Here is a 14,135-nt window from a genome sequence, read left to right as displayed (position 1 = left end):
TTCATTATAAAAAATCAATCGATAATTCCAATTTCACACAAAAAAACGACTCACGAGAGTCGTCTCTAGAAAATGATTAAGGAATTAACAGTAACTTTCCTGTACTACGTCGGCTTTCTAAAAAGTCATGCGCTGCTTTTCCATCAGATAAAGCAAAAATTGTCGGAGAGGACAGGTTAAGGTGACTAGATAAAATCCAATCAAACAGCTCACCCGATTTGCGGATGCGTTCCTCAGAAGACGTTAACACATTCCAAAGGTCGCCACCTGTTAATGTTTTGGACGTATCCATTAAAAAACGTGGATCGACAGGTGCGGGATCCCCGCCTGCCATACCATAGAAGACGACGGTCCCATGTACTTTCGTTACATGGAAACTGTCCATTAGCGTAGAACCGATAGACTCATAAACGACATCGACCCCTCTACCAGAAGTTTGTGTAAGCACTTGCTCGACCCAGTTCTCTGAGTACAAATAGACAGACTCACAACCGGCAGTTTTTGCGATCTGTGCCTTATCGGGAGAAGAAGTTAAGCCAATCGGAGTTGCACCAAGTAAACGAATGAGTTGTGTCAGTAATTGCCCCACGCCACCGGCAGCAGCGTGAACTAAGACGGTATCTCCTGGTTGAACGTGATAACTGTCGCGAGTCAAATAATGTGCCGTCAATCCTTGTAATAAGACAGAAGCTGCTGTTTCGTATGAAATACCGTCAGGAAGCGGAATCAATTTATCAACGGGTGCCGCCACGTACTCAGCGTTCGCAAGCGGAACGTCCGCAAAAGCAATCCGTTGACCTATATGGAACGTTGAAACGGTTGCACCGATTGCGGTGATGACTCCTGCTCCTTCGTAACCTAAAATATAGGGAGGCTGTCCTTCTAAATGATAGTTTCCTTTTCGACGATAAATATCTGCAAAATTCAGACCGATCGCTTTCATTTCAATCAGAACTTCCTGTTCGCTGATTGTTGGCGTTGGCACGTCTTCGAAGCGTAATACATCAGAACCTCCGAATTCGTGGAATGTTAATGCCTTCATCTCAACACATCCTTCTTTTAAATCTACTTTTAGGATAAAGCAGAACATCTGAAAATGATGAACAGATGCGTTACACTAGAAAAAAAGAAGAAAGAAGGGACGTTATGAAACGTGTCTTAATGGGAGGCATTCGCTTTTATCAAAAAGTCATTTCTCCCATGAAACCAGCCACATGTCGATTCTATCCGACGTGTTCCCATTACGGGATGGAGGCGATTGAACGTCATGGTGCAGTAAAAGGGAGTTATTTGACGACACGCCGTTTGCTTCGTTGCCAACCGTTTCATCCAGGAGGCCTCGATTTCGTTCCAGAACCTGATCAGTTTAGTTGGAAAGTGCCGTTACAGCGAGAAAATCCCCGTGAGAAGGTCGAAGTCACTGTGGAATAAGTCATGTTAGGGTTTATGTTAATAGTTTAATGAATGAAGAAAAGGGGGGGGTGTTATCGGAAATCATCGGTAACACATCCCCCTTTAATTGTTTCATTTGTTGAACGCTCATAGTTTACCTGTTAAAAACTGTGCTTCACCGAGACCGAAACTCCAGTCCGCCGCATCATTTTCGACGATTGAAACCATTAAATCAGTCGGAGCAAGTCCACAATTTGCTTCTAATCGTTCAGCGAGCAATTGATAGAGACGTTGCTTCTTCTCTTTCGTCCGCGTTTTACTTGTCACACTGATAAGGACGATATCTTTACTCCGCTTAAAACCAAGACCTGTATCTTGAATGACCATTTCGTGAGCTTTGTGTGTATGCACGATTTGATACCGATCACGTTCCGGCACGTCGAATGCTTCGACCATCGCGTCATGTGCAGTGTTGAGTAACACGTTCAACTCTTCTTCAGAACGTCCTTCAATGACGTCGAATCGTAATAATGGCATAACCGTTCAGCTCCTTTTTTAAGTATGTAGAGCAGGGAAGAGTTCCCTGCTCTTGATTATTTATTCAAAGAATGGTTTGTATTGGCGGCGATCATGCATGACGGACAACCATTGTACAGTTGAGAATTCTTCAAGTACCCATTCACCGTTAAAGCGACCAAGTCCTGAATCTTTTTCACCACCAAATGGCATATGTGGCTCATCGTTGACCGATTGGTCGTTGATGTGAATCATACCTGTCTCGACTTCCAGTGCAAAAGCGGTCGCACGTTCAATAGATGAACCGTGCACTGCACCACTCAATCCGTATGGAAGAGAGTTCGCGATTTCAAGTGCCTCTTCATCTGTATCGAATGGGATGATGACAGCAACTGGTCCAAAGATTTCATTTTTAGCAAGCGGCATATCGTTCGTGACGCCTGTGACGACAGTTGGCGCAATGACGTTGTCTTTTGCTTCTCCACCTACACGAACGGTTGCACCGGCAGCTTTTGTTTTTTCAAGATCTTCAAGGATGCGTTCGACTTGTGATTGATTGATGAGTGGTCCGACTTGTGTCCGGTCATGTGATGGGTCACCATACTGTAATTCTTTCACACGAGCAACGTATTTTTCGACGAACTCATCATGAATCGAAGAAGCGACGAGAATTCGGTTCGTTGACATACAGATTTGACCTTGATGATAGAACTTGCTGTAGACAGCAGATTCAACCGCACGATCGAGATCAGCATCATCAAGTACGACGAAGACATTGTTTCCGCCAAGTTCAAGCGCTGTTTTCTTCAGGTGTTTACCGGCAAGTTCTCCGATGTGGCGACCGACTTCAGTTGATCCTGTAAAGGAAATCAAGCGTGGGACAGGGTGTTCGACGATAGCGTCACCGATTTCTGAACCACGACCGACGATAACATTTAAAACACCTTTTGGTAATCCAGCTTTTTCAAACAGGCTAGCGAAAATTAAACCGCCTGAGACAGGTGTGTCTGTTGCCGGTTTAACGACGACTGCATTCCCAATAGCGATAGCAGTAGCGATCGACCGCACAGCTAAGTGGAACGGGAAGTTCCATGGACTGATGACACCGATGACGCCAAGTGCTTTACGATAGATTCGGTTTTCTTTGCCTGGTACGACCGATGGACGAATTTCACCATGCATCCGTAATGGGAAGGTAGCAGCTTCCTTGACGATCAAGACTGAGGCAAGGAATTCACCTTCCGCTTTAATACGTGTACTTCCTGACTCTTTGATTAGCCAATCGATGATAATCTCTTTTTCTTCGTACAACACCTTCAGAAAGTTTTCGATCAGGCCTTGGCGTTTTAAGGCAGGAACTTTCGCCCAGTCTTTTTGAGCAACTTGAGCCGCTTCATACGCGTCATCTAAATCTTGTTGGTTCGCGGCAGAGATCGTAAAGAGCTCTTCTCCAGTGAATGGATTTGTATTCGTCATGTTGCTGTCACTTGCGCCTGTGCGCCACTGACCGTCAATATAAATCTTCGTAAAATCCGTATGCAACGTAGCTTCGTTTTGTTGAGCCATCTCAATTCATCCCCCATTCGTTATTATAACAATTAAGTTATTCACGTTATGAAAAGAAGTAAAACACATCCATACACTTCTACCAAACATATTGCTCAAAATCAGTCAGTCAAGCGGGTTTTAAAGCACTTTAAACCAGGAATTTAATCAATATAATGCTATAAAAATGAGTGGGATCGTTCTTTTTTAGAAGGACGATTGAAATAAGTGTTTGATGAAACCTTTGCCTCTTCACGTTCGTAATAAAAGCAAGAACTTTAGAAGAAGGGAGGGATGGAAGTGACAATTTTATTGTGGAGTCTAATCGTCGTGTGTTTTCTCGTCGCTTTTGCAGGACTCGTATATCCGATCATCCCAAGTGCGCCGGTTTTAGTAGTAGGCTTTTTGATTTATGGATTCGGATTCGGTTTCTCTGAATTATCAATTAGTTTTTGGGTGATTCAAGCGATTTTCATCATTCTCTTGTTCACACTGGATTATCTCGTCAGCGCCTACACTGTTGATCGACGGGGAGGATCTCAAGCGGCTAAAATCGCGACGACAGTGGGATTGATTGCCGGACCGTTTATTTTACCAGGAATCGGACTATTGATATTCCCGTTCGTCTTTGCCATCTTGACGGAAAAAATCATTAGTAAAAAAACATGGCAAACAGCCGTTTCAGTAGGAATCGGTACGGTTCTCGGTATCTTATCAAGTGCGTTGTTAAAGGGAATCGCGATGTTGCTCATGATTGTAATCTTCATCCTATACGTGGTCTGACCGATTGAAATCGTGTCTTCAAGTACACATTTTGTGAAAGTTCCGTTATAGTATGAATATGAAAAAGTAAGGAAGCTTTGAAAGAATAAAGCTTCTTTTTGCTGTAAACGACCAGATGCCTTTGCATCTGGCTTTATATTAATGGAGGTGAATCCCCTTTCTTCGGGGAAACGATTGGACAGTACACACTCAATGGAGACATTCGACACGACGACGATCATTATTCGACTACTCGTCATTGCACTACTCATCATTTTAACCGCTTTTTTTGTTGCCGCCGAATTTTCGGTCGTCAAAATGCGAATGTCTCGAATCGATCAGTTGATTACAGAAGGAAGCAAGACTGCGAAAGTAGCGAAAAGGCTGCTTGAGAATTTGGATTATTATTTATCAGCCTGTCAACTTGGAATTACCGTGACAGCGCTTGGTCTCGGGTGGTTAGGAGAATCGACGGTAGGTGCGATTCTCAGTATGTTGTTCGAAGAAATCGACATCCCAAGCTCCGTTTCGACGATCATTTCGTTCGTCCTTGCATTCTCAATTGTAACGTTTCTTCATGTCGTGCTTGGAGAACTAGCTCCTAAGTCCTTGGCTATTCAAAAGACGGAAGCTATCACGATGTTACTCGCACCACCGCTTTATTGGTTCGGTAAGGTCATGAAACCTTTCATTTGGACATTGAACGGTTCAGCCCGGGTCATTCTTCGTTTGTTTGGTGTTGAACCTGCTGGTCACGAAGAAGTTCACTCGGAAGAAGAAATTAAAATCATCATGACGCAGAGTTACAAGAGTGGAGAAATCAACCAGACCGAACTTTCCTACATGCAAAATATCTTCTCGTTCGATGAGCGAATCGCGAAAGACATTATGTTACCGCGGACAGATTTAATCACGATTTCGAACGATGCATCGATGGAGGACATTATTCGTCTCGTTGAAGAGTATCAGTTCACACGTTATCCGGTAGCGGAAGAAGGAGATAAGGATAAAATCCTTGGCTTCATCAATGCAAAACAATTATTTACGGACCATATGGCGAACAAAGGGAAAGCATTAAGTTATTATATCCATAACTTGCCGATCGTATCCGAGTATTCACCGCTTCAAGACGCGATGCTGAAGATGCAGGTGGAACGGACGCCAATGGCACTCGTCATTGATGAATACGGAGGGACAGCTGGTGTCATCACGATGGAAGACATATTGGAGGAAATCGTCGGAGAAATCCGAGACGAATTCGATAAAGATGAGAAAGCGGATATCGAACAGATCCATGAACGATTATACCGGATTTCAGGTCGTGTCTTAATTGATGACTTAAATGAACGCTTTAACCTAGGTATTGAAGAAGAAGATATTGATACGATTGGTGGTTGGGTCATGGCACAGGATACAGAAGTATCAAGTGGTCAAGAATTCCGCTATCAAGCGTATACGATCAAGGTCATGGAAGTTGATAACCACCAAGTGAAGTCGATTTATCTTCAATTGCCTGATCAAGAAGAAGTTGCAACAGAGGATATCGGATAAAATAGCAAAATCAAAAGACGATGGACATTAAGTTCATCGTCTTTTTTCGTTATTGGAAGAATGGCAGGGTAAAGGGATTGAACACTCCTTGTGTTTATCTCCGCCGGTGACGGGTATTACTGTTTATGTGGCAAAAAAGTCTTTTTAATTCAACAGGAAAAGGGGTTTTCTATCATGTCAAACGTCATTCTTACTTCGCGCGCATCTGCAGTCGGTGGTCGCGACGGGAAAGTCTCTTCAGATGATAACGTCATTAATCTTGATTTAGTCATGCCTGGAACAAAAGGCAAAGAAGACATTCCGACATCAAACCCGGAACAGTTATTCGCAGCAGGATATGCCGCTTGTTTTGATGGTGCCTACAATTTGATGGCGCGCCAAGCGAAAAAACGAGTCGAGACGCGGACGAATTCAGAAGTCAGCCTCTTACAGGACGAAGCGGATAACGGTGTGAAAATTGCGGCGAAACTCGTCGTCGAAGTCGTTGGGGTATCGCAAGAAGAAGCAGAAGAACTACTTGAGAAGACACACAACTTCTGCCCGTATTCAAAAGCGACTCGTGGCAACATCGATGTCGACCTTTCTGTTAAAGTCGTTGATTCGTTATAAGAAATACATCCTTAAGGAGGGTTTTCGATGGCACCAAAAGAAACCGATCGTCCAAATGAAAAATTGGAAGATGAACGGGATCGTCTGTCTGATAAAGAACGGAAACTGACAGAGGAGCAGCAAAAGGAAATCCTAAAAGGGAAAAACGAGATGCCAGATGATCCGGTTTCTCCACGAGATCGCGGAGAAGATTCGATTTAAATTCAAACAACTTGGGAGATGAATCACATGTCTAAAAAAGTAGCAGTCGTACTCGCCGATCATTTTGAAGATGTAGAATTCACTGGACCGGTTGATGCGTTAAAAGAAGCGGGGCACGACATTACTGTCATTGGTGCCAAAAAAGGTGCAGAGCTTGTTGGTAAACAGGAAGATGCAAAAGTAACCGTTGATCTCTCAATTGATGAGACATCGGCGGCAGACTATGATGCCCTTTTGATACCAGGTGGATTTTCACCAGATTTACTACGCGAAGATGAGCGTTTCGTCTCATTCGTCGAAGAATTCGATATGTCAAAAAAACCGATCTTCTCGATCTGTCATGGACCTCAGTTGATGATTAACGCCAAAATCGTTAAAGGAAGAAAAATGACAGGTTATAAATCAATTCGCATCGACCTAGAAAATGCTGGAGTAGATTTCGCGGACGAAGAAGTCGTCGTTGATGATAATTTTATCTCAAGTCGACAACCGGATGACATTCCTGCATTCAATCGAGAAATCGTTGCAAAACTCGGCTAATCGTATAAAACAAAAATCAGCACTGCGTTATCGCAGTGCTGATTTTTTTATGAGTTCTCTGGATAATCACAGAGTTCCGTGATAACCCCATGTGAATGACGAGGGTTCATATAAATCAGTCGTCGTCCAAACGGCGTCGTTCGATACGTATCTTCTAAAAATGTTAAGCCTTGTTGTTTTGCTTCGGCGATTGCTTGATCTAAATCATCAACACGGTAGGCAATGTGATGGACTCCTTTTCCACGTTGTTTTAAAAAACGAGCGATTGGACTATCCTGGCTAGTTGGTGTCAACAGCTCGATATGCGCATCATCGAACTCGATGACGGCGATGTTGGAAGCGACACCAGGTGCGGGGTTTGAGTACTCTTTTGTTAATGTTCCACCAAGTACTTTTGTATAAAATGAGATTGCTTCTTGCATATCGCGAACGGCGATGCCGGTATGATCTAGTTTCATCTGATGTTTCCCTCCATTCGCTTCAGTTTCCCAAAAATGAATCAAAGTTGCAATGGGAAGCTGTTTTCCATCATTTTCTATTACATAGAAGAAGAACGATTTATTTAAAATGAAATATCACTGAAATATTATGGAAGAGGAATGAATGCTATAATCAAAAACGTTCCTATAAATAAGAAAAACTATTATAGAATTTAATTTTAACGTAACTGTTATTCCATATAATTCATCGACATACTACTAGAGAAAAAGAGGGAATACTACATGAAAAAAACGTTCGCGTCGCTCATCGTTTCCGCACTAGTTCTTTCATCAGCACCTCATTTTGCAGCAGCTGACGATTTAAGTGAACAGAAAGCTAAAAACGAACAACAGCAACAAGACAATGCTAAAAAACAAAAAAACTTAGAGTCTTCCGTTAATCAGGAGGGTCAAAAAATTTCTAAGACGCAACAAGAAGTCAATCGATTAGACGAAGCCTTGAATGAAAAGATCTTTGCTGTCGAAACGAAAGATCGTCAAATTAAGGCGACGGAACGAGAAATCGTTCAACTTGGAAAAGAAATCGAAAAGTATAAAGCGAAATTAAAACGCCAAGAAAAACTACTTGGGGATCGTCTTCGTGTCATGCAAGAAAATGACGGGAACTCGATTAAATGGGAAGAAGTCATTTTTGGGGCAAAAAACGTCGGTGACCTCGTTAGCCGTGTCATGGCCGGAAAATCGATTTCAAAGCAAGATGATAAAATGATCACGGATTATCAAAATACGCAAAAGCAATTAGCGGATGCACAACAAGAAGTGAAAGACAAGAAAGCACAATTGGTTGTTGAAAAGCAAGAATTGAAACGCCAACAAGCAGAACTTGAATCGCAATTAAAAGAGCGAAACAAACGCTTAAAAGAATTACGTAAGAAAAAAGAGAAATTTGAAACACAATTGATGGATGCAAAAGAAGTCCAGCAAATTCTGATTGCTCAAGAAAAAGCGATTGCAGCTGAAAAGGCAGCACGTGAACGTGAAGCACGGATCGAAAAAGAGCGTCAAGCTCAAGCAGCACGTGAAGCAAAAGCGCGAGCAGAAGCTGAAGCAGCTCAAGCAGCGGCTCAAAAAGAAGCTGAGCAACAAGCAGCTAAAGAAGCAGCGGCTCAGCAGGCAGCACAAGAGAAAGCGTCGCAAGCCGCGAAACCTTCTGGTTCGACGAAACAATCGACTCCAAAAGCATCTACACCTGCGCCAGCACCAGCTGCGCCAACACCGTCAGCACCTGCGACACCTAAACCGTCACCATCATCCGGTGGTCTGTTCATCCATCCAACGGTTGGGGCTGTCACGCAAGGCTATGGCTCAGCAGGTGGAGAAAACGGTTATACGTTCCATAACGGGATCGACTTTGGTGGTCCGGTTGGAACTCCAATCGTTGCAGCTGCAACAGGAACAGTCATTACAGCATCAGGTGGTGGTCCTTACGGAAACCACATCATGATTGCCCACCAATTAAACGGTAAAACGTACACAACATTGTATGCTCATATGAGCGCACTCAATGCTCACGCAGGTCAACGCGTCAGTCAAGGTGAACAAATCGGTTTACGTGGAAGCACTGGGAATTCAACTGGTCCACACTTACACTTTGAAATCCACGTCGGTGGATACAGCTATAGTGCAACTGGTCCAGCTAGCTCAGTGAACCCAATGACGATGTTTTAAACAGTAAAGAATCGTTGCTTATGCAGCGGTTCTTTTTTTGCGATTTTCAAAAAATAAATGATTATATTACAAAAAACGTTTTCATTTGAAATGTAAATGAAATTTTTTTGAAACGATTAGGGTGCTATAATCTATTTCAGATGTGAGAGAAACTTGAATACTATAATAAAATATGAAAAACATAAGTGAGGAAAACGATATATGCTAAAAAAACTAATTTCTACCATTGTTTTAGGAGCATTACTTATAACAGGAACACAACCAATTGCGGCAGCAACGATCAAAGAAAAAAAGGCTGAAAATGCCGCAGAACAACGTAAATTAGAAAAAGCAATTAAAAAACAAGAGTCGAAAATTTCGAAAGAACAACGTCAAATCAATCGAATCGATGCAGCGATCAACGAAAAGATTTTTCAGATTTCCGAAAAAAATAAACAAATCGAGAAATTGAATTTGCGAATCGATGAATTAAAAGCAGACATCGTTCGCTACGAAGAGATGTTGAAAAAACAAGAAGAACTACTCGGTGATCGTCTACGTGTCTTCCAAGAAAACGATGGAAACTCAATCAAATGGGAAGAAGTCATTTTTGGATCGAAGGATTTAGGTGATTTATTTAGTCGTGTCATGGCAGGGAAAAAAATCGCGGAGCAAGATGATAAAATGATTTCGGATTACATCGCAACCCAACAAAAGCTAGCGGAAGCAAAACAAGCGCTCGTTGAAAAAAAGGCGAAGCAGGTTGAAGAGAAGAAAACATTAATCGAACAAAAAAAAGCGTTGAAAGTTCAAATGAAAGAACGCAGTGCTACGCTTAAAAAATTAAGAAAAAGTAAGACGAAGTTTACGACAGAACTTCTAGACGCGAAAGAACTACAAGCGACACTTGAAGCTCAAGAACGTGCGATTGCGGCAGCGAAGGCAGCAGCTAAAGTGGCGGCTGAAAGAGCAGCAGCCGAGAAAGCAGCAGCTGAAAAAGCCGCTAAAGCGAATGCTCAAGCAGCAAAACAAGCAGGTAAGAGTTCAGAATCACCTACTTCAGTTGCTTCACCCGTTGTTTCGAGCGGTGGGAAATTCGTTCGTCCATCTTCTGGTGGCGTATCACAAGGGTTTGGACCAGCAAGCGGTGCGAACGGCTATACGTTCCATAATGGTGTCGATTTCAGTGGTTCGGTCGGCTCACCAATCGTCGCAGCAGCAGCTGGAACGGTCATTACAGCTTCAGGTGGTGGGCCTTATGGAAATCACGTCATGATTTCTCACTTCCTTGACGGGAAAGTCTATACGACAGTCTACGCTCATATGAGTTCGTTATCTGTTCATGCAGGACAAACAGTTTCTCAAGGTCAGCAAGTTGGAACACTTGGTAGTACTGGGAATTCAACAGGACCACACTTGCATTTCGAACTACATGTCGGAGGCTATCAGTACAGTGCCTCTTCTCCTCTGAATGCAGTTAATCCATTAGCATATCTATAATTCAAAACGAGCTTCGGCTCGTTTTTTTCTTGCCGCTATGCTACAGTTAAGGCGAAATGAATACTTGAGCAACTAGGGGAGCTGGAGGAATCCGGCTGAGAGGAAAACCAATCTGTTTTCGACCCTATTACCTGAACTGGATAATACCAGCGTAGGAAAGTTGAGCCGAACGGATACCGAAATGGTTGGATAACGATTTCGTATAGCGTCGACTGCTTTTTTACAGCGGTCGACGCTTTTTTTGTCGGTAACAACTCCCTTACATTGCTCGATGGAAAGGTGAGAAAAATATGAAACATGTATTGACGATTGCGGGATCTGACTCCGGTGGTGGAGCTGGAATTCAGGCAGATTTAAAGACATTTTCAGCATTGGGCGTTTATGGGATGAGTGTTTTGACAGCGGTAACGGCTCAAAATACACTGGGCGTTCAAGCAGTAGAAGAGTTATCATCGGAAATCGTTGATGCCCAATTAGCTTCAATCTTTTCAGATATTCGTGTGGATGCTATCAAAATCGGTATGGTCTCGAATGCACAAACGATTCACGTCATTGCAACACATCTTCGCAAACAGACAGTTCCAATCATACTAGACCCTGTCATGGTCGCAAAAGGCGGGCATGCCCTATTGCGGACGGAGGCAGAGGAAGCACTAATCGCGGAGTTACTGCCACTTGCGACACTCGTCACACCAAATTTACCGGAAGCAGAGCGCTTAACAGGGCAATCAGTTACTAATCTAGAGGAGATGCGACTGGCGATGCATCAGTTGGCTATGAAGACTGGAGCTGTCTTGCTAAAAGGTGGACATCTACCGGGAGCTGCCACGGATTTATTATGGGACGGGCAAGAAGAATACCGTTTCACATCAGATCGGTTAGATAATCAACATACTCACGGAACAGGCTGTACCTTATCTGCAGCGATTGCGGCACGGATGGCACTTGGAGAAGCTTTACCGGACAGTGTACGTCAGGCCAAGAAGTATGTTACAGAGGCGATTCGTCATGGATTTGCTCTCGGACAAGGGATTGGACCGACACATCATTTTCATTCACTTTGGAGGGATTCACATGTTTACGACCATTCTTAAACACAAACCACTCATTCATCATTTGACGAACACAGTCACGATCAATGATTGCGCCAATGTCACACTTGCCGTTGGCGCATCTCCAGTCATGGCGGAGGATATTCGCGAAGTGGAAGAGATGGTTCGACTCGCGCAAGCTCTTGTCTTGAACATTGGAACAATTGATGCAGACATGCAAGCAGCTCAACGACTCGCCGCAAGCGAAGCGAGACGCTTGAACGTTCCGATCATCCTTGATCCAGTTGGAGCGGGAGCCACATCATTGCGTACGTCCTTTTCAAAAGAATTGAGTAGACTCGGATGTACGGTCGTTAAAGGAAATGCTTCAGAAATCAAGACATTGCTTGGGGAGAATGGACGAACAAAAGGAGTCGATGCTGCTAGTGATGAGATCATGGATCGAGAAATCATTCGTGCATTCGCTCGTAAACAAAAGTCCGTCATTGTCGTCACAGGTCCAATCGACTACATCACGGATGGCATGCGCGAAGTGGAACTACAAGTAGGTACGCCGCGTCTCGGAGACGTCACAGGTACGGGGTGTATGACAGCTTCTTTGATTGCGAGTTTTCTTGGTGCAGGATATTCTGCGTTTGAGGCAGCAGTCCACGGAACATTTATCATGGGAAAAGCAGGAGAACAGGCAGCATCAGAAAAAGGTCTAGGTAATTTCAAACGAGAGTTGTTCAATGCAATCAGTCTGATGACGGAGCAAGATTTGATGGAGGTGGTAGAACATGTCAATTGATTATTCCATTTATGCGGTGACAGATCGTCGATATCATCCGGGAGTTGCAATCGAAACGGTCGTTGAAGAAGCGATTTTAGGTGGTGCAACGATTATACAATTACGGGAAAAAACAGCGCAGGGAAAGGAATTCTTCGAACAGGCAGTCCGGTTAAAGAGACTGACGGATCGTCATGATGTTCCTTTGATTATCAATGACCGAATTGATATTGCGTTACTTGTCGGAGCTGGTTTGCATATCGGACAAGAAGATATTCCTCTAACCGCAGCGCGACGTCTCTTACCGAACACTGTGATCGGCGTATCGGTAGCAACCGTCGCGCAAGCGATTGAAGCAGAACGAGATGGAGCATCTTATTTAGGTGTAGGTTCTCTATTTGCGACGTCATCGAAAGCAGACGCCGACTCGATGCCACACACGATGCTTCAAGCGATTCGCGAAGCCGTGCGCTTACCTTTAATTGGCATTGGCGGAATTACGGCAACGAATGTCGCTTCTCTTCCTATCCCATTAGAAGGATATGCGGTCATCTCGGAAATTTTTGCTAAAGAAGATCGACGGCGTGCTGCACAACATATGACAGATGCTGTACGGGAATGGCATCAATCTCTTCAGAACAGGGTATAATCCGTTCAGAGGTGATTGTATTGAAATGGCAGACGATCCGTTTTCGGGGCTATTGGATCCGGTATCGATTGGAACCACAAATCATTCGCGTGGATAATCGGGGGATCTACCATTTGGGGAAAATTTTATTTCCGCGTCCTAATCGTGTATCTTATGAAATGGCTCTCTTGCTGAAGGAAAAGTATGAAAGACGCTACAAACGTCCGTTGTATATCAAGACAAGTTCGATCGCTACAGAAATTTGGGGACACACCCACTTAGACATCTATTATCGAATACTGCTTCGTCTCCCGATTCCTGCTCGATTACGTAAGCGTTATAGGAATCGATTGGAGAGTACGAAGATCATCGATATCGGTGTACGTGCGGTCGATCAAAATCGAATCGTTTGGGATATCGGTGATTACGTAGGGGGATGGGTTGTATTTTGGCTCATTCGTAGGCGGATGCGCTGAACTTGCAAATGTCCTGTTTCTCATGGTGCAATATAGAAATAGAAACGAGGTGACGGACATGGACATTCCCCGTTGTGAAACGATTGCTATTGATGAACAGCGTGCGTCTGAGATTGGACAAGTCGTTGATACGATTCCGACGCTTGAAATCGGAAAATTATTTAAGATCCTTTCAGATGCGACACGACTACGAATCGTTTATGCGTTGACGATCGAAGAGGAATTGTGCGTTTGTGATGTCTCTGCTTCTGTCGACTGCTCGATTGCGACAGCATCTCATCATCTTCGCTCCCTGTTAAAACAAGGGCTCGTCAAGTTTCGTAAAGATGGAAAAGCCGTGTATTATTCTTTAGATGACCATCATGTGTCGTCGCTTGTTCATATGGCGATGGAGCATGTACAAGAGGGAAAAGCAGTATCTGAATAATTCTTAGAGTAAACGAAAAG

The 14,135-nt window shown here is 43.6% G+C and carries 17 protein-coding genes and 1 riboswitch; of the genes, 13 read left to right on the top strand and 4 right to left on the bottom strand.

All coding sequences use genetic code 11. The features are described from left to right. Positions 1–76: 76 nt before the first annotated feature. Entirely contained in the window at positions 77–1,042 is a 966-nt protein-coding gene (locus tag B4F99_RS11935; protein ID WP_290758174.1) for a quinone oxidoreductase family protein, read from the bottom strand. Positions 1,043–1,146: 104 nt separating this feature from the next. Between B4F99_RS11935 and yidD the strand changes: the two genes are divergently transcribed. Beyond that, complete coding sequence (gene yidD, locus B4F99_RS11930) at positions 1,147–1,431, top strand: membrane protein insertion efficiency factor YidD (protein WP_290758171.1); 285 nt, start codon at positions 1,147–1,149, stop codon at positions 1,429–1,431. Between the two features lie 108 nt (positions 1,432–1,539). On the opposite strand, the gene B4F99_RS11925 is transcribed toward yidD, so the two are convergent. Both B4F99_RS11925 and B4F99_RS11920 read right to left on the bottom strand, forming a co-directional pair. Next, positions 1,540–1,929 (bottom strand): tautomerase family protein, encoded by a 390-nt coding sequence (locus B4F99_RS11925; protein WP_056063504.1) that lies wholly within the window; start codon positions 1,927–1,929, stop codon positions 1,540–1,542. A gap of 60 nt (positions 1,930–1,989) precedes the next feature. Further along, entirely contained in the window at positions 1,990–3,474 is a 1,485-nt protein-coding gene (locus tag B4F99_RS11920; protein ID WP_290758168.1) for an aldehyde dehydrogenase family protein, read from the bottom strand. Between the two features lie 279 nt (positions 3,475–3,753). Between B4F99_RS11920 and B4F99_RS11915 the strand changes: the two genes are divergently transcribed. From B4F99_RS11915 to B4F99_RS11895, 5 genes are all read left to right on the top strand, one after another. After that, positions 3,754–4,236: a DUF456 domain-containing protein gene (locus tag B4F99_RS11915; protein WP_290758165.1), complete on the top strand. Its 483-nt coding sequence runs from the start codon at positions 3,754–3,756 to the stop codon at positions 4,234–4,236. Positions 4,237–4,428: 192 nt separating this feature from the next. Beyond that, positions 4,429–5,766: a hemolysin family protein gene (locus B4F99_RS11910; protein ID WP_290758162.1), complete on the top strand. Its 1,338-nt coding sequence runs from the start codon at positions 4,429–4,431 to the stop codon at positions 5,764–5,766. A gap of 174 nt (positions 5,767–5,940) precedes the next feature. Then, positions 5,941–6,375 (top strand): organic hydroperoxide resistance protein, encoded by a 435-nt coding sequence (locus tag B4F99_RS11905; protein ID WP_290758160.1) that lies wholly within the window; start codon positions 5,941–5,943, stop codon positions 6,373–6,375. A gap of 27 nt (positions 6,376–6,402) precedes the next feature. Next, entirely contained in the window at positions 6,403–6,576 is a 174-nt protein-coding gene (locus tag B4F99_RS11900) for a hypothetical protein (RefSeq protein WP_214856424.1), read from the top strand. A gap of 27 nt (positions 6,577–6,603) precedes the next feature. Then, positions 6,604–7,116 (top strand): type 1 glutamine amidotransferase domain-containing protein, encoded by a 513-nt coding sequence (locus B4F99_RS11895; protein WP_035412470.1) that lies wholly within the window; start codon positions 6,604–6,606, stop codon positions 7,114–7,116. A gap of 47 nt (positions 7,117–7,163) precedes the next feature. Here B4F99_RS11895 and mce read toward each other — a convergent pair whose 3' ends face one another. Next, positions 7,164–7,574: a methylmalonyl-CoA epimerase gene (mce, locus tag B4F99_RS11890; protein ID WP_035412473.1), complete on the bottom strand. Its 411-nt coding sequence runs from the start codon at positions 7,572–7,574 to the stop codon at positions 7,164–7,166. Between the two features lie 264 nt (positions 7,575–7,838). On the opposite strand from mce, the gene B4F99_RS11885 reads away from it, so the two are divergent. From B4F99_RS11885 to B4F99_RS11855, 7 genes are all read left to right on the top strand, one after another. Continuing rightward, positions 7,839–9,284, top strand: a complete 1,446-nt coding sequence (locus B4F99_RS11885; protein WP_035412477.1) for a murein hydrolase activator EnvC family protein — start codon at positions 7,839–7,841, stop codon at positions 9,282–9,284. Positions 9,285–9,485: 201 nt separating this feature from the next. After that, positions 9,486–10,763 (top strand): murein hydrolase activator EnvC family protein, encoded by a 1,278-nt coding sequence (locus B4F99_RS11880; protein WP_290758152.1) that lies wholly within the window; start codon positions 9,486–9,488, stop codon positions 10,761–10,763. 64 nt (positions 10,764–10,827) lie between these two features. Continuing rightward, positions 10,828–10,938, top strand: a riboswitch (TPP riboswitch). Between the two features lie 115 nt (positions 10,939–11,053). Beyond that, on the top strand, positions 11,054–11,857 hold the full coding sequence (gene thiD / locus B4F99_RS11875) for a bifunctional hydroxymethylpyrimidine kinase/phosphomethylpyrimidine kinase (protein WP_290758149.1): 804 nt from the start codon (positions 11,054–11,056) through the stop codon (positions 11,855–11,857). Next, positions 11,838–12,605 (top strand): hydroxyethylthiazole kinase, encoded by a 768-nt coding sequence (thiM, locus tag B4F99_RS11870; protein WP_035412483.1) that lies wholly within the window; start codon positions 11,838–11,840, stop codon positions 12,603–12,605. The genes thiD and thiM overlap by 20 nt, the downstream gene beginning before the upstream one ends. Beyond that, positions 12,595–13,233, top strand: coding sequence for a thiamine phosphate synthase (gene thiE / locus B4F99_RS11865; RefSeq protein WP_290758146.1), 639 nt, complete (start codon positions 12,595–12,597; stop codon positions 13,231–13,233). The genes thiM and thiE overlap by 11 nt, the downstream gene beginning before the upstream one ends. Before the next feature lie 113 nt (positions 13,234–13,346). Next, positions 13,347–13,688: a hypothetical protein gene (locus tag B4F99_RS11860; protein ID WP_251137984.1), complete on the top strand. Its 342-nt coding sequence runs from the start codon at positions 13,347–13,349 to the stop codon at positions 13,686–13,688. A gap of 58 nt (positions 13,689–13,746) precedes the next feature. Next, positions 13,747–14,115 (top strand): ArsR/SmtB family transcription factor, encoded by a 369-nt coding sequence (locus B4F99_RS11855; RefSeq protein WP_290758141.1) that lies wholly within the window; start codon positions 13,747–13,749, stop codon positions 14,113–14,115. The last annotated feature ends 20 nt before the right edge of the window (positions 14,116–14,135 follow it).

Origin of the sequence: Exiguobacterium sp. UBA3491 (genome assembly GCF_002377745.1) — a bacterium.
In the GTDB taxonomy this organism is placed as follows: domain Bacteria; phylum Bacillota; class Bacilli; order Exiguobacteriales; family Exiguobacteriaceae; genus Exiguobacterium_A.
Note: the sequence above shows the minus strand (reverse complement) of the source record. Positions and strands in the feature narration are given on the sequence as shown.